General features: G+C 71.6%; 24 protein-coding genes. 15 read left to right on the top strand and 9 right to left on the bottom strand.

Features of this window, described 5'->3' with window-relative positions:
* Positions 1-277, bottom strand: a 277-nt coding sequence (locus A5481_RS02750) for a flagellin N-terminal helical domain-containing protein (RefSeq protein WP_483428636.1), incomplete at its 3' end; no start/stop codon positions are given.
* A 300-nt stretch (positions 278-577) separates the two neighbouring features.
* On the opposite strand from A5481_RS02750, the gene A5481_RS02745 reads away from it, so the two are divergent.
* The 4 genes from A5481_RS02745 to A5481_RS02730 all read left to right on the top strand — a co-directional run bounded on the left by A5481_RS02745 (position 578) and on the right by A5481_RS02730 (position 4,279).
* Complete coding sequence (locus A5481_RS02745; protein ID WP_048433288.1) at positions 578-982, top strand: flagellar biosynthesis repressor FlbT; 405 nt, start codon at positions 578-580, stop codon at positions 980-982.
* A 59-nt stretch (positions 983-1,041) separates the two neighbouring features.
* On the top strand, positions 1,042-1,257 hold the full coding sequence (locus tag A5481_RS02740; protein ID WP_048433289.1) for a hypothetical protein: 216 nt from the start codon (positions 1,042-1,044) through the stop codon (positions 1,255-1,257).
* Positions 1,258-1,345: 88 nt separating this feature from the next.
* Entirely contained in the window at positions 1,346-2,896 is a 1,551-nt protein-coding gene (locus A5481_RS02735; protein WP_048433290.1) for a Na+/H+ antiporter, read from the top strand.
* A gap of 201 nt (positions 2,897-3,097) precedes the next feature.
* Positions 3,098-4,279 carry an alpha-hydroxy acid oxidase gene (locus A5481_RS02730; protein WP_048433291.1) on the top strand — a complete coding sequence of 394 codons (1,182 nt, stop codon included), beginning with the start codon at positions 3,098-3,100 and terminating at the stop codon, positions 4,277-4,279.
* Positions 4,280-4,334: 55 nt separating this feature from the next.
* On the opposite strand, the gene A5481_RS02725 is transcribed toward A5481_RS02730, so the two are convergent.
* Complete coding sequence (locus A5481_RS02725) at positions 4,335-4,580, bottom strand: hypothetical protein (protein WP_048433292.1); 246 nt, start codon at positions 4,578-4,580, stop codon at positions 4,335-4,337.
* Between the two features lie 249 nt (positions 4,581-4,829).
* Here A5481_RS02725 and A5481_RS34525 point away from each other — a divergent pair, with 249 nt between their 5' ends.
* Positions 4,830-4,970, top strand: coding sequence for a hypothetical protein (locus tag A5481_RS34525; RefSeq protein WP_167350044.1), 141 nt, complete (start codon positions 4,830-4,832; stop codon positions 4,968-4,970).
* A gap of 3 nt (positions 4,971-4,973) precedes the next feature.
* Here A5481_RS34525 and A5481_RS02720 read toward each other — a convergent pair whose 3' ends face one another.
* A complete protein-coding gene (locus A5481_RS02720) occupies positions 4,974-5,711 on the bottom strand; it encodes an IclR family transcriptional regulator (protein WP_167350045.1) in 738 nt (245 codons plus the stop codon).
* A gap of 121 nt (positions 5,712-5,832) precedes the next feature.
* Here A5481_RS02720 and A5481_RS02715 point away from each other — a divergent pair, with 121 nt between their 5' ends.
* From A5481_RS02715 to A5481_RS02670, 10 genes are all read left to right on the top strand, one after another.
* Positions 5,833-7,131, top strand: coding sequence for an MFS transporter (locus A5481_RS02715; RefSeq protein ID WP_048433294.1), 1,299 nt, complete (start codon positions 5,833-5,835; stop codon positions 7,129-7,131).
* 18 nt (positions 7,132-7,149) lie between these two features.
* Positions 7,150-8,043: a polysaccharide deacetylase family protein gene (locus tag A5481_RS02710; RefSeq protein WP_048433295.1), complete on the top strand. Its 894-nt coding sequence runs from the start codon at positions 7,150-7,152 to the stop codon at positions 8,041-8,043.
* A gap of 1 nt (position 8,044) precedes the next feature.
* Positions 8,045-9,229: a M20/M25/M40 family metallo-hydrolase gene (locus A5481_RS02705; protein WP_048433296.1), complete on the top strand. Its 1,185-nt coding sequence runs from the start codon at positions 8,045-8,047 to the stop codon at positions 9,227-9,229.
* Positions 9,230-9,605: 376 nt separating this feature from the next.
* Complete coding sequence (locus A5481_RS02700; protein WP_048433297.1) at positions 9,606-10,100, top strand: MaoC family dehydratase; 495 nt, start codon at positions 9,606-9,608, stop codon at positions 10,098-10,100.
* Between the two features lie 70 nt (positions 10,101-10,170).
* Positions 10,171-11,571 carry an MFS transporter gene (locus tag A5481_RS02695; RefSeq protein ID WP_048433298.1) on the top strand — a complete coding sequence of 467 codons (1,401 nt, stop codon included), beginning with the start codon at positions 10,171-10,173 and terminating at the stop codon, positions 11,569-11,571.
* 24 nt (positions 11,572-11,595) lie between these two features.
* A complete protein-coding gene (locus A5481_RS02690; protein ID WP_048433299.1) occupies positions 11,596-12,762 on the top strand; it encodes an acyl-CoA dehydrogenase family protein in 1,167 nt (388 codons plus the stop codon).
* Complete coding sequence (locus A5481_RS02685) at positions 12,762-14,048, top strand: CaiB/BaiF CoA transferase family protein (protein WP_048433300.1); 1,287 nt, start codon at positions 12,762-12,764, stop codon at positions 14,046-14,048. The genes A5481_RS02690 and A5481_RS02685 overlap by 1 nt, the downstream gene beginning before the upstream one ends.
* Before the next feature lie 394 nt (positions 14,049-14,442).
* Complete coding sequence (locus A5481_RS02680) at positions 14,443-15,219, top strand: GntR family transcriptional regulator (RefSeq protein WP_048433301.1); 777 nt, start codon at positions 14,443-14,445, stop codon at positions 15,217-15,219.
* Positions 15,209-16,030, top strand: a complete 822-nt coding sequence (locus tag A5481_RS02675; RefSeq protein ID WP_048433302.1) for an HpcH/HpaI aldolase/citrate lyase family protein — start codon at positions 15,209-15,211, stop codon at positions 16,028-16,030. Before A5481_RS02680 ends, A5481_RS02675 begins: the two co-directional genes overlap by 11 nt.
* Complete coding sequence (locus A5481_RS02670) at positions 16,027-16,704, top strand: class I SAM-dependent methyltransferase (RefSeq protein ID WP_048433303.1); 678 nt, start codon at positions 16,027-16,029, stop codon at positions 16,702-16,704. Before A5481_RS02675 ends, A5481_RS02670 begins: the two co-directional genes overlap by 4 nt.
* Positions 16,705-17,008: 304 nt before the next feature.
* Here the strand turns inward: A5481_RS02670 and A5481_RS02665 are convergent, their stop codons facing one another.
* The 6 genes from A5481_RS02665 to A5481_RS02640 form a co-directional block, all read right to left on the bottom strand.
* Entirely contained in the window at positions 17,009-17,575 is a 567-nt protein-coding gene (locus A5481_RS02665) for an isochorismatase family protein (protein WP_048433304.1), read from the bottom strand.
* A gap of 121 nt (positions 17,576-17,696) precedes the next feature.
* Positions 17,697-18,386 carry a cysteine hydrolase family protein gene (locus A5481_RS02660; RefSeq protein WP_048433305.1) on the bottom strand — a complete coding sequence of 230 codons (690 nt, stop codon included), beginning with the start codon at positions 18,384-18,386 and terminating at the stop codon, positions 17,697-17,699.
* Positions 18,387-18,415: 29 nt separating this feature from the next.
* Positions 18,416-19,801: an MFS transporter gene (locus A5481_RS02655; RefSeq protein ID WP_048433306.1), complete on the bottom strand. Its 1,386-nt coding sequence runs from the start codon at positions 19,799-19,801 to the stop codon at positions 18,416-18,418.
* 153 nt (positions 19,802-19,954) lie between these two features.
* On the bottom strand, positions 19,955-20,758 hold the full coding sequence (locus A5481_RS02650; protein ID WP_048433307.1) for an alpha/beta fold hydrolase: 804 nt from the start codon (positions 20,756-20,758) through the stop codon (positions 19,955-19,957).
* A 28-nt stretch (positions 20,759-20,786) separates the two neighbouring features.
* Positions 20,787-21,908 (bottom strand): CaiB/BaiF CoA transferase family protein, encoded by a 1,122-nt coding sequence (locus A5481_RS02645; RefSeq protein ID WP_048433308.1) that lies wholly within the window; start codon positions 21,906-21,908, stop codon positions 20,787-20,789.
* Positions 21,905-23,113 (bottom strand): CaiB/BaiF CoA transferase family protein, encoded by a 1,209-nt coding sequence (locus tag A5481_RS02640; RefSeq protein ID WP_197514123.1) that lies wholly within the window; start codon positions 23,111-23,113, stop codon positions 21,905-21,907. Before A5481_RS02640 ends, A5481_RS02645 begins: the two co-directional genes overlap by 4 nt.
* Positions 23,114-23,347 lie beyond the last annotated feature (234 nt).

Below are 23,347 nucleotides of genomic sequence, written 5' to 3'. Positions count from 1 at the left end.
TGAGCTGGTCGGTCAGGCCCTTCAGCTTGGTGATGCCGGTATTGGCCGCCTGGATTGTCTGGACGCCGTTCGAGACCGCGTCGAGCAGGTTGGTGAGCGACGAGGAGCGCGAGGACAGGCCCTGGGCGGTGAAGAAGCTGCTCGGGTTGTCGAGGGCGCTGTTGACCTTCTTGCCCGAGGCGAGGCGGCTCTGGGTGGTCGAGAGCAGGTCGGCGGTGTCCTGGAGCGTCAGGAGGTTCTGGCGCGTCGCGGCCGTGAGGGTGATGCTGGACGACATGGGGCGACCCTTTTGATCGGTAGAGCCATCGTTTTGACGACGTCGGCAGATTGACCGGGCGGACGTTACCCTTCTCTTAAGGCTAATTTCGCGGGTGGCGGCTTCATAAAATCATGGTTAATCGGCAGTAAATGTCCGAATATGGCGCGACTTTGCTTGATGGCATGGTAAATTCCTTAATCTGCTCGGCCCTAGCGTCGGCGCATGACCGGATTTCCACTCCCATCAGAGATGCCGACCGCCGCCGGGCGGTGAGACCCTCGCGACACCCACACGGACAGGCCATCGGACACACCGCCCATGCCCCTGCGCATCCATCTGAAGCCCAACGAGCGCCTGATCATCAACGGCGCGGCGATCCGCAACGGCGAGCGCGCCACCAGCCTGCTGATCGAGAACACGTGCAAGTTCCTGCGCGAGACCGAGATCATCCCGGAGAGCGGGGCCGATACGGCCTGCAAGCGGCTCTGCGTGACGCTGCAGCTGATCTACCTCGCCGACCACCCGCTCGAGGCCGACGACCTGCTGGTGCGGCAATCGCTCGAGATCCTGCGGAGCATGCCGACGAGCGCGCCCTACCTGGTGGCGATCCACGACGAACTGGCCAACCGGCAGTACCACCGCGCCCTGAAGGCCGGCCGCGAACTCGTGGCCTACGAGCGCACGCTGCTGTCGCGCCTCGCCCCCGCCACCGACGCGGCCTGACACGCCTGCGCAACCAATCCGCCCCGGCCCGGCCGCAATCGGATGGTGTTGACGAGCGCATGACCGACCGCACCCGCATCGACTGGACCGCGCCGGCGCAGCTCGTCGTCTGGCCGGGCGAGGAGACCGAGGAGCGCCCCGTCACGACCCTGCGCGAGGCGGTGCAGGCCGCCGGCGCCATCGCGGCGGGGGTTGCCTGGATCGTGCTCGCCGACGGGCGCATCCTGCGCCCCGGCCAGATCGCCGAGCTTCGGGCGGCCATGACGTCGGGCTGACGGCGTCGGGCCGCCCCCCCCAGCGACGGATCGTCCTCCAACCTCTCACGCCCCGCGCGCGTTGCCTCTCTTGAGAATCGGAGGGGTGATGCTGATCTTCGAATGGATCGCCGGCGTGCTCGTCGTCGCGGTCCTGCTCGCCGGGCTGGCGCGGCGCCTCGGGGCGCCGTTCCCGGCGTTCCTCGCCATCGGCGGGGCGGTCCTGGCCTTCGTGCCGCAGGTCCCGAACCTGCGCCTCGATCCCGACCTCGCGCTCGCGCTCTTCCTCGCCCCGGTCCTGCTCGACGCGGCCTACGACACCAGCCTGCGCGACCTCAAGCGCAACTGGGTCCCCGTGGCGGGGCTCGTCGTCGGCGCGGTCGGGGTCACCACGGCGGCGGTCGCGCTCGTCGCGCACTGGCTCGTGCCCGACATGCCGCTCTCCGCCTGCATCGTCCTCGGCGCCATCGTGGCGCCGCCGGACGCGGTGGCGGCGCTCTCGGTGCTGGCCCATCTCCGGCTGCCCCACCGCCTCGTCACCATCCTCAAGGGCGAGAGCCTGTTCAACGACGCCTCGTCGCTGCTGATCTACCGGCTGGCGCTCGGCGCCGTCGCCACCGGCTCGTTCTCGGCCGCGGAGGTCGCCCCGACCTTCCTCGTCGGCGTCGTCGGCGGCCTCGTCGCCGGGCCCGCGCTGGCCTGGCTCTATGTCCGGCTGATGCGCCGGGTCACCGATCCGCCGAGCGCGGTGGTGCTGCAGTTCGTCACCACCTTCGGGCTGTGGCTCGCCGCCGAGCGGGTCGAGGTCTCGGGCGTGCTGACGGTGGTCAGCTTCGGCCTCACCGTGTCGCGGCTCTCGCCCCAGACCATGCCGGCCCATCTGCGGATCACCTCCAACACCGTCTGGGAGACGGCGGTGTTCGTGCTCAACGTGCTCGCCTTCGTGCTGATCGGCCTGCAGATCGGCCCGATCCTCGAGGGCCTGAGCCCGGCCGAGCGCAGCCGCTACGCCCTCGTCGCCGCAGGCGTATTCGGCACCACCGTGGCGGTGCGCCTCGCCTGGGTGATGGGCGCGCGGGCGATGGCCCGGCTGTGGCACCGGCTCGCCGGGCCGGTGGGGCCGAAGCCGATCGGCCTGCGCTCGGGCACCACGGTGGCGTGGTGCGGCATGCGCGGCGTCGTCACCATCGCGCTCGCGCTCGCGCTGCCAGGCGACTTCCCGCATCGCGACCTCGTGGTGCTGGCGGCGTTCTGCGTCGTGCTCGGCACCCTGGTGATCCAGGGCCTCACCCTGCGCCCGCTCCTCGCCCGGTTCTCGCTCGGCGACGACGATCCGGTCGGGATCGAGATCGGCCGCGCCCGGGCGGCGGCCTACCGGGCCGCCCGCGACAGCCTCGCCGAGGACACCTCGCCCCACGCCGAGGCCCTGCGGCGGGAATTCGAGGCCGGCATCCGCGAGGCCGAGGAGCACGACCAGGGCCTCGCCCCGTCGAGCCTGCCCGCCGACGCATTGCGCCGCCGCGCCGTCGGGGCCGCCCGCGCGGTCATCCTGGATCTGCGCGAGCGCGACGAGATCGGCGACGACGCCTATCTGCGCCTCGAGGAGGAGCTCGACTGGGCCGAGCTCAGCGCCACCCCGCGGGAGGAGGTGGCGCCGTGACGGCGCCGGCGCGGTGCCGGGCCGCGCCGGGCGCACGGCAAAAACGATGGTCAGACCCGGACGGTTGATTGTATCCCGGACGGGCTTGAGACGAAAAACCTGTGCCCGGGCGCACGCTGTCCCGCGCAGGACGAGAAGAGACGGAACGAGCGAGACGCCATGCACGCCACCCGAATGCCCTCGTCGCGGCCGCCATCCTGGATGTCGCGGTTCTTCACGAGCGGCCCCGTCACCTGCATCGAGGACCTGCGCGTGCTCGCCGAGCGGCGGGTGCCGCGGATGTTCTACGACTACGCCGATTCCGGCTCGTACTCGGAAGGCACCTACCGGGCGAACGAGGACGACTTCTCGAAGATCAAGCTGCGCCAGCGCGTCGCCGTCGACATGACGAACCGCACGCTCGCCAGTACCATGGTGGGCCTGCCCGTCAGCATGCCGGTGGCGCTGGCGCCGACCGGCCTCACCGGGATGCAGCACGCCGACGGCGAGATCCTCGCCGCCCGCGCCGCCGCCAAGGCGGGCGTGCCGTTCACGCTCTCGACCATGAGCATCTGCTCGATCGAGGACGTGGCCGAGAATACCGACGCGCCGTTCTGGTTCCAGCTCTACGTGATGCGCGACCGGGACTTCATCGACCGGCTGATCGACCGCGCCAAGGCGGCGCAGTGCTCGGCGCTGGTGCTCACCCTCGATCTCCAGATTCTGGGCCAGCGCCACAAGGACGTGAAGAACGGCCTCTCGACCCCGCCCCGGATGACGATCCCCAACATCGTCAACCTGGCGACGAAGCCGCGCTGGTGCCTGAACATGCTGCGCACGCAGCGCCGCACCTTCCGCAACATCGTCGGCCACGCGCAAGGGGTGGGCGACCTGCGCTCGCTCTCGTCCTGGACCGCCGAGCAGTTCGACCCCCGCCTCAACTGGGACGACGTCAAGCGCATCCGCGACCGCTGGGGCGGCAAGCTGATCCTGAAGGGGATCCTCGATCCGGAGGATGCGGAACTGGCCGCCCAGAGCGGCGCCGAGGCGATGATCGTCTCCAACCACGGCGGCCGCCAGCTCGACGGGGCGATCTCGTCGATCGCGGCGCTGCCGGAGATCGTCCAGGCGGTGGGCGACCGGATCGAGGTCCTGATGGATGGCGGCATCCGCTCGGGGCAGGACGTGATCAAGGCGCTGGCGCTCGGCGCCCACGGCGTCTTCATCGGCCGCGCCTTCCTGTACGGCTTAGGCGCCGGCGGCGAGGCGGGCGTGACCCAGTGCCTCGACATCATCCGCAAGGAGCTCGACGTCACGATGGCGATGTGCGGCCTGCGCGACGTGCGCCAGGTCGACGAGCGGATCCTGGCCGGCCAGCCGGCCCTGTCCAACCGGTCGTTCTGACGCGAGGCTCCGCCCGGCCGCGGGACGACCCGGGGCTGGGCGGAGCGTGAATTCGTTACATGCGGTGCATGTGGCGGTGCATCATGCGGTGACGCATCATGTGCCGCCGGTGCATCATGTGCCGGTGCATCCGGTGGTGGCGCATCATCCGGCGCTCGCCGCGGGTCATCTGCACCGTCTCCACCATCGGGGCGGCCTGGATGCCGGCCGGGCTCGCCGGGGCGGCGGAGGCCGCGCCGATGCCGAAGGTGAGGGTGCCGAGAACGGCAGCCGCCGCGAGGCCCAGAGTCATCTTCTTCATCTTGGGTGTCTCCTCATGCGCGATCCCCGCCGCGCGGCGGGAACCCGCCCGCCGGACGAGGCGGGCTTTCCCGCTCGGGGCGGGTCACGGGAAAGATTCATCCAACGGCATAGGTTCCGGAGAGACGATCGTTTTTCGTCGGGCCCGTGCTTAAAAAAATCTTGCCGGCTGCCGTATCCCCCCGTGCCGCCGCGCGTTTCCCCCCGCATCCCGGAGCGGATGCCGCGACGATCGGGGGAGCGCCAGACCATGCACGAGGGTATCCGGATCCAGGCCGATCCCGACGGCACCTTCTCGCTCCACAGCGATTCCCGGGTGATCCTGCGCGGCCTCTCCCGCGAGCGCGCCTACCGCCTCGCCGGCCGCCTCGGCGAGTTCGTGGAGTACTGATCCTCACGCCGCGCCGCTCACCAGGGCGGCGGCGCGCATCAGGATCGGCAGGATCCGCCCGGCGATCTCCCGCTCGCTCCAGCGCCCGGCCTCGCCGGCGACGTGGAGCGCCCCGAACGGGATCCCGGCCGCGTCGCGGAGCGCCGCCGCGACCACGACCTCGTTCTCGATCACCTCGTGGGTGGCGACCGCGTAGCCGTCGCGCCGCGCCGCCGCCACCGCCTCCATCACGGCGGCGACCCCGGTCTGCGTGAACCGGGTCAGCGGCCGGCGGTCCTCCGCCTCGACGAGGGCCCGCGCCTCCGGCTCCGCCAGGGCCGCCAGCACCGCCCGGCCGCCGGCGCTGCAGAACAGCGGGATCCGGCGCCCGACCAGGTTGGTGTAGTAGGGCTCGGCCCGCGCCTGCAGCCTGAGCGCGTAGACCAGCGACGCATGCGAGAACAGGCTCAGGTCGACCCGCGCATCGCAGTCCCGGCGCACCTCCATCAGGATCGGGGTCGCCCGCTCGATCAGCGGGTGGTTGCGCAGCAGGTGATAGCTCAGATCCAGCACCCGGTCCGACAGGGCGTAGCGCCGCGTCGTCGCGCATTGCTCGAGATAGCCGAGCTGCGCCAGCGTGTGCGTCATCCGCTGGCAGGTACTCTTGTCGTGACCGCAGCGGGCGCTGATCTCCTGCAGCGACAGGTAGCGGGTGCCGCCGAATGCTTCGAGGATGCTGAAAGCTTTTTCGACGGATTGCACAAAGAGCCGGCTTCGCGCCGTTTCCGGCCCATCCTCCGTTGACACCGCGCGCCTCCCTGTCCCAGCATAAGATGCAATGCAGCGTATTGCATGGCAATACAAGTGAATTTGGGGAACCGGGATGCAAGGGACGGTCGCCGCAGCGGGGCCACGCTCCGCCCTCGATCCGCGGGCGCGCAAGGCGATCTCCGCCGCCTGCATCGGCAACATGCTCGAATGGTACGATTTCGGGGTCTACGCCTTCCTGGCCGGGGCGATCTCGGCGGCGTTCTTCCCGTCCGGCGATCCCACCGCCTCGCTGCTGGCGACCTTCGCGGCCTACGGCGTCGGCTTCCTGGCGCGCCCGTTGGGCGGCGCGGTGATCGGGCGCCTCGGCGACCGGCGCGGGCGCAAGGTCGCCCTCGTCCTCACCCTGCTGATGATGGCGCTCGGCACGATCGGGCTCGGCCTGCTGCCGACCTACGCCCAGATCGGAATCGCCGCGCCGGTGCTGCTCGTCACCCTGCGCATCCTCCAGGGCATCGCGGCGGGCGGCGAGTGGGGCGCCTCGACCGCCTTCATCATCGAGTGGGCGCCGGAGGGGCGCCGAGGCCTGTTCGGCTCGTTCCAGCAGGTCAGCACCGCGTCGGGCATCCTGCTCGGCTCAGGGGTCGCCGCCCTCCTCACCTCGCTCCTGAGCCCCGAGGCGATGCTGGCCTGGGGCTGGCGGATCCCGTTCCTGCTCGGCGCCTCGCTCCTCGTCGTCGGCATCCTGATCCGCCGCAGCGTCGACGAGACGCCGGTCTTCGAGGCCGAGGTCCAGGAGCGCAAGGCCGCCGCGGCCCCCTCCGAGAGCGGCCCGCGGCTGGGCCTGCGCGCCTTCGGCTTCACGATCTTCTGGACCGTGTCGTACTACATGCTGCTGTCCTACATGCCGACCTTCACGCAGAAGTTCGGCGCGCTCACCGCCTCGCAGGCCCTGTGGTCGAACACGATCGGGCTCGTCGCGATGGTGCTGACGGTCCCGGTCTTCGGCCACCTCTCGGACCGGATCGGCCGCAAGCCGCTGCTGATCGCGAGCGCGGTCGCGGCGATCCTCCTGTCCTACCCGCTGTTCCGGGTCGTCGCCGACGGCGCGGGCTTCCTCACGGTGGTGGCGATCCAGGTCGTGTTCGGGGTGATCGTCGCGCTCTATTCGGGCCCGGGGCCGGCGGCGATCTCGGAGATCTTCCCGAGCCACCTGCGCTCGACCTGGATGTCGATCGGCTACACGCTGGCGGTCGCGGTGTTCGGCGGCTTCGCGCCCTTCGTCGCCACCTGGCTCATCGCCGCGACCGGCTCGGCGCTCGCGCCGGCGGTCGCCTACCTGATCCCGATGGCGGCGGTCACGCTCGCCGTCCTCGTGCGCATGCCGGAGACCGGCAGGGCGCGGCTCGCCTGACGCGAAGGAGCGCCGATCATGACCGACCTCTCCGATCTCAAGCCGTGGCAATGGCCCGAGAGCCACTGGCGCCGGCGCGTCGACAAGGTCCGGGCCGGCCGCACCCTGGCGCCGGCCTGGCCCGGGGCCAAGCGCTGCGCGGTCGCCCTGTCCTTCGACGTCGACCACGAGACCAACGAGCTGCGCGACGGCGGCAAGTCCCTCGGGCGGCTGTCCTGGGGCCAGTACGGCAACCGCCAGGGGATGCCGCGCATCCTCAGGCTGCTCGCCGAGCACGACGTCCCGGCGAGCTTCTACGTGCCGGCCGTGGTGGCGATGCTCTACCCCGACGAGCAGCGCGCCGTGGTGGCGGCCGGCCACGAGATCGGCATCCACGGCTGGATCCACGAGCTGAACTCGGTGCTGCCGCGGGAGGCCGAGCGCGACCTGATGCTGCGCAGCGCCGACGCCCTGGAGCGGATCACGGGGACGCGCCCGGTCGGCCTGCGCACCCCGTCCTGGGACTATTCGGACGCGACGCTGGCGATCATCCGCGAGATGGGGCTGCGGTACGATTCGTCGCTGATGGCCGACGACAGCTGCTACGAGCTGATGGAGGACGGCGAGCGGACCGGCGTGGTCGAGATCCCGGTCGAGTGGATCCGGGACGACGCGCCGTACTTCATGATGAGCCGGTTCGAGGGGTTGCGGCCGCATATCGGGCCCGAGGACGTGCTCGCGATCTTCATGCGCGAGTTCGAGGGCGCCTACCGCGAGGGCGGCCTGTTCCAGCTCACCATGCACCCGCACATCATCGGCTACCGCTCGCGGCTGTGGATCGTCGAGGAGCTGATCCGCGCCGCCAAGGCGAAGGGCGACGTGTGGTTCGCCACGCATGCCGACATCGCCGCCCACGCGGCGACGGCGCTGTGAGATGATTCCCGCGCCCGGCCCGGCGGAGCTTCGGCCCGCCCTCGACCGCCTGCACCGCCTCGTCGCGTGCGAGACGCCGAGCTACGATCCCGGCGCGCTCGCCGCCGGCCTCGCCCTGATGCGCGAGGAACTGGCGGCCGACGGCCTCGCGGTCGCGCCCGCCGATCCCGCCCTCGCGGCGGCCGGCGCCGTCCGGGCGAGCTACGACCGGGGCGGGGCGCTGACCGGGCCGCCGATCCTGGTCCTCGGCCATCTCGACACCGTGCATCCGGTCGGCGAACTCGGGACCAACCCGTGGCGGATCGAGGGGAGCCGCGCCTTCGGGCCCGGCATCCTCGACATGAAGGGCGGGATCGTGCTGGCGCTCGAGGCGTTGCGCCGGGCCGGTCCCGATCTCGCCCGGCCGGTCGAGATCCTGATCACCTCGGACGAGGAGATCGGCTCGCCCCGCTCCCGCGGGCTGATCGAGGCGCGGGCGCGAGGTGCGGCCTGCGTGCTCGTGCCCGAGCCCGCCCGCGACAACGGCGGCCTCGTCGTCGGCCGCCACGCGATCCTGCGCTACGCCCTGTCGGCGAGCGGCCGGCCCGCCCATGCCGGCCGCGATCCGGGGCAGGGGGTGTCGGCGATCCACCGGCTCGCCCGCGCGATCGTGGCGCTCGAGAGCCGCAGCGTGACGGGGGCGAGCCTCAGCGTCGGAGTGATCGGCGGCGGGCGCTGGGTCAATTGCGTGCCCGAGCGCGCCGCGGCCGAGATGCTGTGCGTCGCCGCCGACGCGGCGCGGCGCGCCGAGATCCAGGGAATCGTCGCCGCGGAGGCCGACGAGCGGCTGACGGCGGAGCTCGCGAGCGAGCGCCCGCTCTGGCGCACCGGGGCGGGGGACCGGGCGCTCTACGACGCCGCGCAGGCGGCGGCGGCGCTGCTCGGGGTCGCGGTCTCGCCGGAGGTGTCGGGCGGCGGCTCGGACGGCAACTTCACCGGGGCGCTCGGTGTGCCGACCCTCGACGGGCTCGGCCCCCGCGGCGCCGGGCTCCACGCCCATGACGAGCACCTGGACCTCGCGAGCCTGGGGCCGCGGATCGCCGTGATGGCGAACCTGCTGGTGCGGGTCGGAGGCGAGGAGGCCGTCGCGGCGGCCCGGACGACATCGGCTCGTCCATCCCATCCCCTCACATCGGAGCCTGTCTGAGGGGTTTGCCTGTCGTCAGGATCTTGACGATCAGGGATATGCTGCGCTCCCACCTCATCCTGTGGTGTCGGTCGATTGACAATCGACCGACACCACAGGATGAGGTCGCGTCCAGGATATGTCCCGCTGCTTCCAGCTTCCTGACAGACGATCCTGCGAAAATAGCCTCCCTGGATGAGACCGATGGCTGAGATAGGTCCGGCTGTCTCGAATTTTCTCTGGAAAATCTGCTCGATCAACTTCCCTGTACGGACTGCAACCCGTGATGCGCCGGGCGTCGCGCCATGCGCCACGCGAAAAACCCCGCGCCCGCATCCCGCCCTTGACACCGGTCGCTCATTTTGTGAGTTTGTCCGTACAAATAAGGGAGGATCCGATGCGCGAAGGCGGCACCCGCCACGTCACCCCGTTCGGCCGCTACCTGGAAGAGTTCGCCATCGGCGACGTCTACGAGCACCGCCCCGGGCGCACGATCACGGAGAGCGACAACATCAACTTCTCCCTGATGACGATGAACTTCCACCCGATGCATTGCGACCGGGCCTTCGCCGAGAAGAGCGAGTTCGGGAAGCCGCTGGTGAATAGCGGGCTCAGCCTCGCCATCGTGCTCGGGATGACGGTGGCCGACGTCAGCGGCAAGGCGATCGCCAATCTCGGCTGGCGCGAGATCAACCTCACCGGGCCGGTCTTCCCCGGCGACACGCTCTACGCCGAATCCGAGGTGCTGGAGACCCGCGAGTCGCGCTCCCGGCCGACGCAGGGGATCGTCACGGTCAAGACCCGGGCGTTCAAGCAGGACGGCACGCCGGTGATGGACTTCGTCCGCAGCGCGCTGGTGCCCAAGCGCGGCCACGGCGTCGGCGAGGCCTGAGACCCGTACCCGAGATCCGCATCGGACCCGAGCCGAGAACGGCCGGGCGTTCCAGGGAGGACGCGGTTCCATGGCACAGCCATCCATCGTCCAGGCACCGATCGTGAACGCGGGAGCCCGCCTCGACCGGCTCCCGATCGCCCGGTTCCACTGGCGCATCCTCGGGCTGATCGGCGCGGGCGCGGCGCTCGACGCCTTCGACATCTACCTCGCCGGCGGCGTGATCGCGGCGATGCTGCAGGAGGGGTTCTCGACGCCGGCCCAGAACGCCACCTTCGTGGCGGTCACCTTCGCGGGCATGCTCGGCGGCGCCGGCCTCGCCGGCTATGTCGGCGACCGCTACGGACGGCGGGTCTCCTACCAGTTCAATCTCGGCCTGTTCGGGCTCGCCTCGATCGCGGCGTGCTTTGCCCCGACCATCGAGATCCTGACGCTCTGCCGCTTCGTCATGGGCATCGGGCTCGGGGCCGAGCTGGTGGTGGCGGCCGGCACGCTCTGCGAGTTCGTGCCGCCTGCCTATCGCGGCCGCTGGATCGCGATCCTCGGCATCCTCACCAATTCCGGGCTCTTCCTCGCGACCAGCATCGGCTACCTCGTCATCCCGAACCTCGGCTGGCGGGCGATGTTCGCGATCGCGGGCCTGGGCGCCCTGGCGATCTGGGTGATGCGCAAGCAGATGCCGGAATCGCCCCGCTGGCTCGAGGCGGTCGGGCGGCGCGAGGAGGCGGAGAGCACGCTCCGGGCGATCGAGGCGGAGGTCGGCGCCGGCCGCACCCTGCCGCCCGTGGCGACCGTGCGCAGCCTGGAGGCGCCCGCGGTGCCGTTCACCGCCCTGTTCCGCCCCGGCATGGCCGGGCGCAGCGTGGCGGCGGCCTTGACCTGCATGGCGGTCAACGTCGCGGTCTACGGCTTCGTCGCCTGGCTGCCGACCTTCCTGGTCGGGCAGGGGATGAGCGTGGTGCGCTCGCTCGGCTTCACCACCCTGATGTCGCTCGGCAGCGTCGCCGGCGCCCTCGTCGGCATGGGCCTGGGCGACCGGGTCTCGCGCCAGCGCTCGCTCGTCGGCACCTGCCTCGCCATCATGGCGCTCGGCTCGGTCTACGCCACCCTGCGCGAGCCGGTCGCGATCACGGTGGTGGGATTCACCCTCGTCACCAGCATCTACACGCTCGTGACGCTCGGGCTCTACGCCTACATCCCGGAGCTGTTCCCGACCCATTTGCGCCTGCGCGGCACCGGATTCGCCGGCATGTGCGGGCGCGCCACCTCGATCGCGACGCCGTTCCTGGTTGTCGCCCTGTTCGACCGCTTCGGCTTGCCGGGCGTGCTCGGCATGGTCGCCTGCATGCTGGTGCTGCTCTGCGCGGCGATCCTGCTGCTGCGGGTCGAGACCGGCGGCCTCTCCCTCGACGAGGCCGATGCCGAGCCCGCTCCCGCGCCGGCCCCCGCCGGCCTGCGCCGCCCCGCCTGAATTCGTCCGAGAAGGATTGCCGTCATGGACATGAAGACGCCTGCCGACCACCTCGACGAGGACGCCCTGATCCTCGACTCCGTCGACCGCTTCCTCGCCACCGAGGTGAAGCCCTACGTCCACGACCTCGAGGCCCGGGACGAGTACCCGGCCGCCATGGTCGAGGCGATGAAGGAGCTCGGCCTGTTCGGCTGCCTGATCGAGCCCGAATACGGGGGCTTGGGCCTCTCGACCGCGACCTACGCGAAGATCATCGAGCGGATGTCGGCGGTGTGGATGTCGATCAGCGGCATCGTCAATTCGCACCTGATCATGGCGATGGCGGTGCAGCGCTACGGGACGCAGGAGCAGAAGGAAGCCTATCTTCCCCGCTTCGCCACCGGCGAGCTGCGCGGCGGCATCGCGCTCACCGAGCCCGATTGCGGCACCGACCTCCAGGCGATCCGCACCACCGCCCGGCGCGACGGCGACGACTACGTCGTCAACGGCACCAAGACCTGGATCACCAACAGCTATTACGGCAATACCTTCGCCCTTCTGGTGAAGACCGACCCGGCGGCGAACCCGCGCCACAAGGGCATGAGCCTCCTCATCGCCGAGAAGGGCCCGGGCTTCGAGGTCAGCCGCAAGCTGCCGAAGCTCGGCTACAAGGGCATCGATACCTGCGAGATCTCGTTCCAGGATTACCGCGTGCCCGTCGACCGGGTGGTCGGCGGCGCCGAGGGGCGGGGCCTGCAGCAGATCCTCGGCGGGCTCGAGCTCGGCCGCATCAACGTCGCGGCCCGCGGCGTCGGCGTCGCCCAGGCGGCGCTCAAGGAGGCGGTGGCGTATTCGCAGGTGCGCAAGACCTTCGGCAAGCCGATCTGCGAGCACCAGGCGATCCAGCTCAAGCTCGGCGAGATGGCGACCCGGGTCGAGGCCGCCCGGCTCCTGACCTACCGCGCCGCCGAGGCCTTCGACCGGGGCGAGCGCTGCGACATGGAGGCCGGCATGGCGAAGTACTTCGCCACCGAGGCCGCGGTCGAGAACGCCACCGAGGCGATGCGCATCCACGGCGCCTACGGCTACTCGAAGGAATACGACGTCGAGCGGCTCTACCGCGACGCCCCCCTCCTCGTCATCGGCGAGGGCACCAACGAGATGCAGCGCATCATCATCGCCAAGCAGCTCGTCGAGAGGAACCCGGTCTGATGGACGCCCTGCACGACGATCTCGCGGTCGGGGCGGCGCAGGCTCTCCAGCCCGACCACGCCGCCGAGGCGGGACCCGCCTCCGGTCCCTCGCCCGCCCTGCCGCTCGCCGGCCTCAAGGTGCTGTCGGTCGAGCAGTACGGTGCCGGGCCGTTCGGCACCCAGCACCTCGCCGATCTCGGCGCCGAGATCGTCAAGATCGAGAACCTGCAGGATGGCGGCGATATCGGCCGCCATGTCGGTCCCCATTTCCTGGAGCCGGGCGACAGCCACTTCTACGAGGCGTTCAACCGCAACAAGCGCTCGCTCGCCCTCGACCTCAAGGCGCCGGAGGGCCGGGAGGTCCTGCGCGCCCTGGCGGCGGGGGCGGATGCGGTGTTCAACAACCTGCGTGGCGACCTGCCGGCCAAACTCGGCCTCGACTTCGCCAGCCTCGGCGCGGTCAACCCGGCGCTGGTCTGCGTCCACCTCTCGGCCTACGGCCGCACCGGCTCGCGGGCGGCCTGGCCCGGCTACGACTACCTGATGCAGGCCGAGGCCGGCTACCTCTCGGTCACCGGCGAGCCGGACGGCCCGCCGGCCCGGATGGGCCTGTCGATCATCGACCTGATGACCGGCACCACCGCCGCCATGGCGCTGCTCGCCGGTGTCGTGGAAGCGCGCCGCACCGGGCGCGGGCGCGACTACGACGTCAGCCTGTTCGACGTCGCGCTGCACAACCTCTGCTACGTGGGGTCGTGGTACCTCAACAAGGGCGTCGTCACGACCCGCGAGCCCCGTTCCAGCCACCCCTCGCTCACCCCGAGCCAGCTCTACCGCACCGGGGACGGCTGGATCTTCATCATGTGCCAGAAGGAGAAGTTCTTCCGGATCCTGGCCGAGCGCGTCGGCCATCCGGAATGGCTGGAGGATCCCGACTTCGCGACCTTCCAGGCGCGGCTCGCCAACCGGCCGCGGGTCAACGCGGCGATCGACGCCGCGCTCTCGGTCCGCACCACCGCCGAGTGGATGGACATCCTCGGCGGCGCGGTGCCGGTGGCGCCGGTCCACGACGTGCGCGAGGCCCTCGAGAACGGCTTCGTCCACGAGCAGGAGCGGGTCCTCGATTTCGCCCATCCCCGCCACGGCGCGATCCGCGGCATCGCCTCGCCGGTCCGGGTCGCGGGTGCGGCCCATCCGGTCAAGGCGGCGCCGGATCTCGGGCAGGATACCGACGCGGTGCTGGGGCGGGCCGGGTTCTCCGGCGAGGCGATCCGGGGGTTGCGGGAGCGGGCGGTGGTGCGGTGAGGGGACGAGCCGCCGGGACCGGGAGATCGCGGGATCCCCTCTCCCCAGTGGGAGAGGGGTAGGGGCGATCGAAGATCGCGCAGGGTGACACGCTTCCGTGTGGAACTGTGACCGTCGTGCTGACAGCGGGACTGTCAGCGTCTTCTGCGGAACCGTAGCACCCTCACCCCCGGCCCCTCTCCCACACGGGAGAGGGGAGGCGCGTCCAACCTTCATTCGAACGGATCATGCGGAAGCCGCAGCAGCCGCGCCCCACGATCTGACGAAGCGCCGGCCCATCCGCTCGCAACCCTCACCAACGGCACCGCCGGGGAGATGACAGACGCGACCGCCATCATATGTGATGATCGCGACCTCACCCGCGGTCATCCCGCTTCCCCCAATCCCCGGTCCCATGGCCCTCATCGCTCCGCAGCCCCGCTACCTGCAGCTCGCCCAGACCCTGATCAGCGAGATCGAATCGGGCCGCTACCCGGTCGGTGCCCTGATGCCGACCGAGTTCGCCCTGTGCGAGCAGTTCGGGGCGAGCCGCTTCACCGTGCGCGAGGCGATCAAGCGCCTCGTCGAGCTCGGCCTCGTCAGCCGGCAGGCCGGGGTCGGCACGAGGGTGCTGAGCGCGCAGTCGCGCACCGCCTACCGGCAGGTGATGCAGGGCCTCGACGACCTGCAGCAATACACCGCCGAGACGGTGCTGGAGATTCTCGACGTCGAGATGGCGCCGCTCGCCGAGGACATCGCGGCGCTGGCCCAGGCGCCCGTCGGGCAGTCCTGGCTGCACATGCGGGGCCTGCGCCACCGCGAGGGCGAGGCGGAGGCGCCGCTCTGCGTCACCGAGATCTACATCCATCCGGCCTTCCGCGCGGTGCGCGAGGTCGGCGGGCGCTCGACCGTGCCGGTCTACGTGCGCCTGGAGGAGCAGTTCGGCGAGAGCGTCGCGGAGGTGCAGCAGCAGATCCGCGCGGTGGTGCTCACGCCCGACCAGGCGGAACGCCTCGGCGCCGCGCCCGGCGCGCCGGCCCTGTGGATCTGCCGGCTCTACCTCAACCGCCGGGCCGAGGTGATCGAGGTCGCGACCAGCGTGCACCCGGCCGAGCGGTTCAGCTACTCGGCGGTGTTCCGGCGCGAGCGCCCGGCGGCCCGATCCAGGCAGGAGGAAACCGATGAGGCGTGAGCGCAGCTACCTGTTCTGTCCCGGCGACCGCCCGGAGCGCTTCGACAAGGCGCTGGCGAGCGGCGCCGACCGGGTGGTGCTCGACCTCGAGGACGCGGTCCTGCCCGACGCCAAGGCTGCGGCGCGCGACACGCTGGCGGACTGGCTCGCCCGCGCCGCGCCCGGCGCCGCGATGGTGCGGGTCAACGCCGCCGGCACGCCCTGGCACGCCGACGACGTCGCGGCGCTCGCCGGCCTGCCGGGCCTCGCCGGGCTGATGCTGCCGAAGGCGGAACAGCCGGACCAGATCCGGTCCCTGCGGGCGGTCCTGGCGCCCGAGCGGACGATCGTCGCCCTGGTCGAGACGGTGCGGGGCATCGCGGGCCTGCGGGCGCTCGCCGGGGCGGAGGGCCTGGATCGCCTCGCCTTCGGGTCGGTCGATTTCTGCACCGAGACCGGCATCCGCGGCCAGGGCCGCGAGCTCGACTTCGTCCGCGGCCAGCTGGTGCTCGAATCGGTGCTCGCCGGGCTCCGGGCGCCGGTCGAGGGCGTCACCGTCGCGGTGAAGCGCGACGACGTGCTCGCCGAGGACGTGGCGCGGGCGCGCAGCTTCGGCTTCGGGGCGAAGCTCTGCATCCACCCGTCCCAGGTCGCGGCGGTCAATGCCGGCCTGTCGCCGAGCGAGGACGAGATCGCCTGGGCCCGCCGGGTGGTGGAGGCCAGCGCCACCGGCCCCGGGGCGATCGTGGTCGACGGCAAGCTCGTCGACCGGCCGATCCTGCTCCAGGCCGAAGCGATTCTGGCTCAGATGATTTCGGCTCGAGGCGCATGACCACCGCCCTCGACCTGATCGCCGAGGCCTTCGCGCCGCTCCCCGGCCGGCGCCTCCTCGATATCGGCTGCGGCGCCGGTGCGCTCGCCCGCGCCCTCGCCGCCCGCGGCGCCACGGTCGCGGGCCTCGATCCGTCGGCGACGGCCCTGGCGCAGGCGCGGGCGAGCCTGCCGGAGGCCGACCTGCGCCCCGGCGCGGCCGAGGCGCTGCCCTGGGCCGACGGCACCTTCGACGGCGCGGTCTTCGTCAACTCCCTGCACCACGTCCCCGGCCCCGGCATGGGGGCGGCCCTGCGCGAGGCCGCCCGGGTCACCGGCCCGGGCCGCGGCATCGTGGTGGTCGAGCCCCTGGCCGAGGGCAGCTTCTTCCGGGCGATGCGCCGCATCGAGGACGAGACCGCGATCCGCGCCGAGGCGGCGGCGGCGCTCGCGGCCTTTGCGGCCGACGGCGTGGTGGCGATCGAGCGGGACACGGTCGTCGACCGTGTCGAGACCTTCGCGGATCTCGACGCCTTCCTCGCCCGGGTCACCGCCGGCGACCCTGGACGCGCGGCCGCGGCGCGTGCGGATCGCGCGGCGATCGGCGAGGATGTCCGCGCGCAGGCGGCGCGGGGGGAAGGCGGGTTCGTCCTGCGCCAGCCGCTGCGGGTGGTGGTCTTGCGGGTCGCGGGCTGAACTCGCTCTCAGGGATCTGGACAATTCGCAGAACGAGGGTGCGCATTCCCTTCTCCCCGCGGGCGGGGAGAGGGCCGTGTCCCTGTTCAAGGGATACGGCGAGGCGGTAGCCGAAGGTGAGGGGGAGGTGCCGGATGTGGCTCTTCCGGAGACACCCCCTCACCCTCGCTCCGGCTTCGCCTCCGCTCCCTTCGCCCCCGACAGGGGGGGCGAAGGCCTCTCCCCGCCCGCGGGGAGAGGAGAAAGCCCGCGCTTCATCCTGGTCCGGGAACATCTCGATCGACGGGGCTCGAGGGGCACCCCCTCACCCCATCAACCGCACCAGCGCCCCCATCGCCGCCTGCCCCTCCCTCGTGTCGAACGTGTCGGCGAACCGGGTGGCGAAGCTCGCGACCGAGCTGGTGATCCCGCCCGCCGCCTCGATCTCGCGCAGGGCCGCCGCCTCGGTGCGGTCCGAGAAGCCGCCGCCGGCGTCGAGGAGCACGTGGACGTCGAGGCCGGCCGCCCGGGCCGCGAGGGCGGCGTGGAGCACCACCACCTCGCTCGCCACCCCGGCGATCGCCAGCACCCGCCGGCCGGTGCCGATGAGCGCGTCGCGGGAAGGCGGGTGGGCGAAGACCGCGGGACCGCCGCGCTTGAGGACCGGGATGTCCGGCAGGATCGCGGTGATCTCGGCGATCGGCCGGGGGTCGTCGGTGCCGAACGGCACCACCGAGGCGAAGGCCGGCAGGCCGAGGTCGCGGGCGACGCCGGCGAGCGCCCCGGCCGACTTGCGGAGGGCGGCCTCGTCGGCGGTGGCGGCGTGGCCGACGATGCTGTCCTGAAGGTCGGCGAAGAGGATGGCGACGTCGGCGGGAGCGAGCTGGGGCATGGGATCTTCCGTGCAGGGCGGCGCGGGGCGCGCCGGCGATGGGCCTCGAAGCCTCCGCCGGGCGCCCCGGTTCCATGAGGCCGGTGTCGCGTCCCGGGGGCGGGGCGCCCCCGGGACGGGTTCAGGCCGCGGCGCGGGCGCCCGGCGCGGCGGCGATCTCGCGCAGCACCTCGGCGGTGTCGGCGACGCGGCCCCACAGGCGCGAGAAGCCGCGCAGGGTCGCCTCCTGCATCGCCTCGCTGCAGGTGCCGGTGGCGTCCGACACCATCACCACCCCGAAGCCGCGGTCCGAGGCCTCCCGCGCCGTGGTCTCGACGCAGTTGTTGGTCGAGACGCCCGTCACCACGATCGTGTCGATGCCGAGGGAGCGCAGCACGCCCTCGATGCCGGTCGAGGCGAAGGCGCCCTGGGTGCGCTTGTTGATGACGAGCTCGCCCGGGAGCGGCTCGAGGGCGTCGACGATCTCGTGCTCGCGGGTGCCAACCGTGTTGTTGGTGGCGCGGAAGAACGCCGCGGTGCTGGGCGGCGCGTCGGAGAAGTCCGGCAATTCGCAGCCGAGGGTGACGTGGACGACCCGGGCGCCCGCATGCCGGAAGCCGTCGAGCAGCCGGCGGGTGTTGGGCACCACCACGTGGTCGACGCGGTCGAACCGATAGGCGGCCTCGTGCAGCCGGCCCTCGCGGGCAAGCAGCGCGCCGAGGCCGTGGTCGCGGCTGCCGGAGGCGTATTGCAGGTCGACCGGGACGAGGGCGGTGCGGCGCGGATCGATGGCGACCCGGCGGGTGAAGAGATCGACGTAGGAGGGATGCATGACAAGAATCCTTTCCGGAGAGAACAGGGTCAGGCGAGCCGGCCGCGGGCGAGGCCGCGGACGGGATCGGGTGCGCCCTCGCTCTCGGCCTCCTCGAGGGAGCTCGCCCGCATCTCGACCGGCAGGAGCAGGACGCTGACCGCGAGCAGCGCCAGCACGCTCACGACCATCCCGACGACGCCCGAGACGCCGAAGGCGGTGAACAGCCAGACCACCGCGTACGGCATGGTGATCGAGGCGAGCCGGCCGCAGGCATTGGCGAAGCCCCCGCCGCGCAGGCGCAGCGCCGTCGGGAACAGCTCCGGGCCGTAGGAGTAGAACGCCACCGCGACGAGGAAGTAGATCGCGCTCACCAGCCCGAACCCGACCGCCGTCACCGCCGCCGGGTCGGTCGTCTGCGGGTAGAGGAGGGCGAACAGCCCGACGACGGCGCAGGCGCCGACCATCGAGGCCTTGCGCGGCAGCCGGTCCGCCAGCAGGAAGCCGACGAGGGCGCCGAACGGCCCGCCGACCGTCATCAGGGTGGTGAAGCCGAGGGACTGGACCACCGACAGGCCCTGCTTGACCATGAAGGTCGGGATCCAGGCGATCATGCCGTAGACCGCGATGTTGATCGCGACGTGCGAGAGCGCCGCCACGAAGGTGCGCCCTCCGAGCGCCCGCGAGAACAGGGCCCGCATCGGCATCCCGGGCTGGCGCAGGTCGCGGGTGACCGGCACCGCCGGCAGCGCCCCCCGCTCGGCCGCCACCTCGGCCTCGATCTTCGAAAGCGTCGCTTCCGCCTCGTCGAGCCGGCCGCGGGATTCGAGCCAGCGGGGCGATTCCGGCATCTGCTTGCGCAGGATCCAGACCCCGAAGGCGCCGATCCCGGCGAGCACGAACATCACCCGCCAGCTGAACTGGGGAATCAGGAAGTAGCCGGCGGCGTTGGCTGCGGGCAGCCCGACATTGATCAGCATGCCGAGCAGCGCGCCCCAGCGTCCGCGATGCGAGGGCGGGATGAACTCGCACAAGGTCCCGGCCGCCACCACCAGCTCGGCCCCGAGCCCGATGCCCATCACGAAGCGGCAGAGCGTCAGCACCGTGATGTTGGGGGCAAAGCACGCGGCGAGCGAGGCGAGGCCGAAGATCGCCAGGTTGGTCTGGTAGGAGAAGCGCCTTCCGTAGCGGTCGCCGAGATAGCCGGAGCTGGCCGCCCCGATCAGCATGCCGAAGAAGCCGCTCGAGACGAACAGCGCGCCCTGCGGCAGGGTGGCGAAGCCGTCCTTGACCAGCGCCGCCACGACGCTGCTGGCGAGGTAGACGTCGAAGGCGTCGACGAAGCCGCCGGCGGCGATCAGCCAGAGCATTCGCCAGTGGAAGCGCGAGACCGGGAGCCGGTCGAGCCGCGCCCCCGCATTGACGATGTGGGCCATGGGGTTTCCTCCTGGTGACGCGGCCTTTGGCGGCCGTCTGTCTCGGGTGTCGCTCGAGCGCTTCACGATCGCGCTGCAATCGCGAAGCTCTCTAAGTCTTTGTTTTATTACATTTTCTGCGATGAACCGGTTTTCACTTCGTCGGAAAATGCTCTAGTGCCGCGCGAGGAAGCCGAGCAGCGCGTCGGCGAACTCGGCCTTGCGCGTCGAGCCGGCGATGACGTGGGCGGCGAGCGGCATGTCGAGCCCCTCGGCGTTCGGGATCGCCGCCTCGATCGGCTTCGTCGTGCGCGGCCCCGTCACCTGGTCGAGGCCGGCATGCTGGACGAGGGTCGGGGCCCGGATGGCGCCCGCCCGGTCGCGGGCGTCGTGGGCCAGGCAGGCCTCGATCAGGCGGGCATGGGCCGGGACGCGGCCGTTGAGCTCGCTCCAGACGCCGGTCTCGCCGAGCAGCCGGTCGATGGTGCGGGCGTAGTAGTCCGGCTCGAAGGAGAGCAGCGAGACGACCTTCTGGAAGGTCAGGAAGCCGGATTCGGCGTGGACGTCGAGCAGCATCTGCAACTGGTCGGCGAGGAAGCGGTCGACCGCGATCCAGGCACCGGTATTGACCATCGAGCGGGCCAGCTCCGGCCGGCGGATCGCCACCTCCTGCATGATGCAGGCGCCCATCCCGATCAGCCCGACGAGGTGGGCTTGCGCGATGCCGAGATGCTGGGAGAGCCCGATCACGTCCTCGGCGTAGAGGGCGGTGGTGGCGGGAACGGAGAGGTCGTCGTCCGACTCGCCGATGCCGCGATGGTCGAAGATCACCACGCTGTAGCGCTCGGTGAGCCCCTGCGGCAGGTGGCGCTCCCCGCCGTGGCAGAAGGTGCCCCAGCCGCCCGACAGGATCACGGGCTCGCCCGTGCCGTGGACCTCGTAGTGCATCCGGTGTCCGTTGATCGTCGCGCTCGGCATGGGTCGTCGTCCTCGGTGGGGGGGGATGTCAGGTCGCGGGCCGGCCGGAGAGGACCGCGCCGGTATGCTCGCCGAGGGCCGGCTCGCGCAGGCGCGGCTCCGGCGGCTCGTCGCGGAAGCGGATCGCCGGGGCGACGTGGCGCCGCCCGGCCGCGTCGGTGAGGATCATGCCGCGGGCAAGCGCGTGCTCGTCGGAGAGCGCCTCCGGCAGGGTCTTCACGGGAGCGAAGCACACGTCGAGCGGGCGGAACCACTCCACCCACTCGGCCTGGCTCCGGGTGAGGAAGACCTCGCGCAAGTAAGCGATCAGCGGCGCCTGGTGCGGCCCGGGGCCCGCCTCGCAGAGCGGCACGAGGTCGAGGCGGCCGAGCTTGCCGAGCAGGGTGCGCACGAACTTGATCTCCTGGCCGCCGAGCACCACGTGGCGGTGGTCGGCGGTCTCGTAGACCTGGTAGAAGGCCGAGCCGCCCATGCTGCGCTCGTGCTTGGGGTTGGCGTGGCGGTTTTCTGCCAGCGCCGGCCCGAGCACGTTCGGCATCGAGGCGAGGACGCTCTCGTGCATCGAGACGTCGATGTAGTCGCCCCGCCCGGTCTGCTGGCGGCGCAGGAGCGCCATCAGCACGCCCGAGAGCGCGTGGAGCGAGGCCAGCATGTCGGCGGCCGGGATGCCGGGGATCGCCGGCGCGTCGTCGCGCCCCAGCGTGATGCCGATCGAGCCCGCCAGCGCCTCGGTGGCGAGGTCGTGGGCGGGCATTCCGGCATAGGGCCCGGTCTGCCCGAAGGCGCTGATCGCGCAGTAGACGATGCCGGGATTGCGCGCCCGCACCGCCTCGTAATCGACGCCGAGGCGCTTCACCACGCCGGGCCGGAAGGTCTCGACGAAGACGTCGGCCTCCGCGCACAGGGCCAGCAGCGCCTCGCGGCCTTGCGGCGACTTGAGGTCGAGGACGACGCTGCGCTTGCCGCGGTTGACGTTGCGGAAGAACACCGTCGAGGGCCCGTCCGCCGGGCCGATGGCGCGGCCGGGATCGCCCTCGCCGGGGGGCTCGACCTTGATCACCTCGGCGCCGTGGTCGGCCAGCACCATGGTCAGGTACGGACCGGGCAGGAACACCGAGAGATCGACGACCTTGAGACCGGTGAGCTTCATGCCACGGCCTCCGCCGCAAGTCCGAGGATGTCGCCGGTATCCGCGCCGAGCGGGCTGCAGGGGGCGGCCGCCGGCCGGTGGCCGTCGATCTTGAGGGGATTCGCCAGCACCCGCAGGCCGGGCCGCGCCGGATGGTCGATCCGGGCGATCATGCCGGTCTCGGCCACGAACGGGTTGGCGAGCGCCTGCGCCACGTCGTGGACCGGCGCCACCGGCAGGCGGCCGGACAGGATCTCGAGCCAGGCCTGTGTCGGCTTCGTCGCGAAGACATCGTCGAGGGCGGCCGTCAGCGCGTCCCGGTTGTCCCGGCGGGCGCCCGCGGTGGCAAAGCGCGGATCGGCAGCCAAGTCGGGGCGGCCGAGCCCGGCGACGAGCGCGTCCCAGAACTTGTCCATCATGCAGCCGACGAAGATCCAGCCGTCGGCGGTGCGCAGGGTCTGCACCGGCGTGCGGGCGAGGTGCGAGCCCCGCGGCAGCCGCGCCGGCACCTCGCCCTCGTTGAGGTGCCAGGTGCCCGGATAGGTGAGCTGGTGCAGGGCGACGTCGAACAGGCAGGTATCGACGTCGCAGCCCCGCCCCGTGGCCCGGGCCCGGATCACCGCGGCCAGCAGCCCCGTCACCCCGGTCATGCCGGTCATGAAGTCGATCATCGATACGCCCATCCGGGCGGGCGGCCCGTCGGGCTCGCCGGTCAGGCTCATCAGCCCGGCCTCGGCCTGCATCAGGAAATCGTAGCCCGGCCAGTCGCGGCGAGCGTTGTCGCGGCCATAGGCCGAGATGTGCAGGCAGACGATCCGCGGATTCACGTCCCTCAGGCTCGCATGGTCGATCCCGAGCTTGCCCGGCTGGTCGCCGCGCAGGTTGTTGATGACCGCGTCCGCGCTCGCCACCAGCCGCCGGAAGGCCTCCCGGCCGGCCGGGGTCTTGATGTCGAGGGCGATGCTCTTCTTGTTGAGGTTGAAGGTCTGGAAATACTGGCTGTCGTTCCCGCCCAGCAGGTGCGGGCCCATCTGGCGCGAGGCGTCGCCGCCGGCCGCTTCATTCTCGACCTTGATCACCTCGGCGCCGAGATCGGCCAGGAACATCGAGCCGTAGGGGCCGGCGCCGAACTGCTCGAAGGTGAGCACCCGGAGCCCGGAGAGCAGGCCCTCGCCGGGCGGCTCCGTTCGGTCCGCCTTCGCGGCGGAATGGCGGGCATCTGGCACCGCGCTCCTCCCTATTTGTTTGTATGTCCGTACAAAGTTGCATCGGGGATGCGGGTTGTCAATCGGTGCCGGAACGAAGCCGGCCCGGCGCACCGGATGCCGCATGCGCGGAGCGAACGGGAGCCGCGTTCCGGCCGCGATTGACAGGCCGGGGCGGCTCGCGAAGCCTCCTCGCGCGGGGCGGCGCCGGGCGACCGGCCCGCGTCCCGGAGCGGGGGCGATGCCGCCGATATG

The sequence above is a fragment of the Methylobacterium platani genome (genome assembly GCF_001653715.1).
GTDB classification, from domain to species: Bacteria; Pseudomonadota; Alphaproteobacteria; order Rhizobiales; family Beijerinckiaceae; genus Methylobacterium; species Methylobacterium platani.
Note: the sequence above shows the minus strand (reverse complement) of the source record. Positions and strands in the feature narration are given on the sequence as shown.

Coding starts and splice junctions, on each gene's coding strand:
- A5481_RS02675 (WP_048433302.1), top strand. CDS start 15,209: ATGAGGCGTGAGCGCAGCTACCTGTTCTGTCCCGGCGACCGCCCGGAG.
- A5481_RS02665 (WP_048433304.1), bottom strand. CDS start 17,575: ATGCCCCAGCTCGCTCCCGCCGACGTCGCCATCCTCTTCGCCGACCTT.
- A5481_RS02705 (WP_048433296.1), top strand. CDS start 8,045: ATGATTCCCGCGCCCGGCCCGGCGGAGCTTCGGCCCGCCCTCGACCGC.
- A5481_RS02700 (WP_048433297.1), top strand. CDS start 9,606: ATGCGCGAAGGCGGCACCCGCCACGTCACCCCGTTCGGCCGCTACCTG.
- A5481_RS02735 (WP_048433290.1), top strand. CDS start 1,346: ATGCTGATCTTCGAATGGATCGCCGGCGTGCTCGTCGTCGCGGTCCTG.
- A5481_RS02730 (WP_048433291.1), top strand. CDS start 3,098: ATGTCGCGGTTCTTCACGAGCGGCCCCGTCACCTGCATCGAGGACCTG.
- A5481_RS02715 (WP_048433294.1), top strand. CDS start 5,833: ATGCAAGGGACGGTCGCCGCAGCGGGGCCACGCTCCGCCCTCGATCCG.
- A5481_RS02650 (WP_048433307.1), bottom strand. CDS start 20,758: ATGCCGAGCGCGACGATCAACGGACACCGGATGCACTACGAGGTCCAC.
- A5481_RS02670 (WP_048433303.1), top strand. CDS start 16,027: ATGACCACCGCCCTCGACCTGATCGCCGAGGCCTTCGCGCCGCTCCCC.
- A5481_RS02690 (WP_048433299.1), top strand. CDS start 11,596: ATGGACATGAAGACGCCTGCCGACCACCTCGACGAGGACGCCCTGATC.
- A5481_RS02645 (WP_048433308.1), bottom strand. CDS start 21,908: ATGAAGCTCACCGGTCTCAAGGTCGTCGATCTCTCGGTGTTCCTGCCC.
- A5481_RS02725 (WP_048433292.1), bottom strand. CDS start 4,580: ATGAAGAAGATGACTCTGGGCCTCGCGGCGGCTGCCGTTCTCGGCACC.
- A5481_RS02695 (WP_048433298.1), top strand. CDS start 10,171: ATGGCACAGCCATCCATCGTCCAGGCACCGATCGTGAACGCGGGAGCC.
- A5481_RS34525 (WP_167350044.1), top strand. CDS start 4,830: ATGCACGAGGGTATCCGGATCCAGGCCGATCCCGACGGCACCTTCTCG.
- A5481_RS02745 (WP_048433288.1), top strand. CDS start 578: ATGCCCCTGCGCATCCATCTGAAGCCCAACGAGCGCCTGATCATCAAC.
- A5481_RS02685 (WP_048433300.1), top strand. CDS start 12,762: ATGGACGCCCTGCACGACGATCTCGCGGTCGGGGCGGCGCAGGCTCTC.
- A5481_RS02740 (WP_048433289.1), top strand. CDS start 1,042: ATGACCGACCGCACCCGCATCGACTGGACCGCGCCGGCGCAGCTCGTC.
- A5481_RS02710 (WP_048433295.1), top strand. CDS start 7,150: ATGACCGACCTCTCCGATCTCAAGCCGTGGCAATGGCCCGAGAGCCAC.
- A5481_RS02655 (WP_048433306.1), bottom strand. CDS start 19,801: ATGGCCCACATCGTCAATGCGGGGGCGCGGCTCGACCGGCTCCCGGTC.
- A5481_RS02660 (WP_048433305.1), bottom strand. CDS start 18,386: ATGCATCCCTCCTACGTCGATCTCTTCACCCGCCGGGTCGCCATCGAT.
- A5481_RS02680 (WP_048433301.1), top strand. CDS start 14,443: ATGGCCCTCATCGCTCCGCAGCCCCGCTACCTGCAGCTCGCCCAGACC.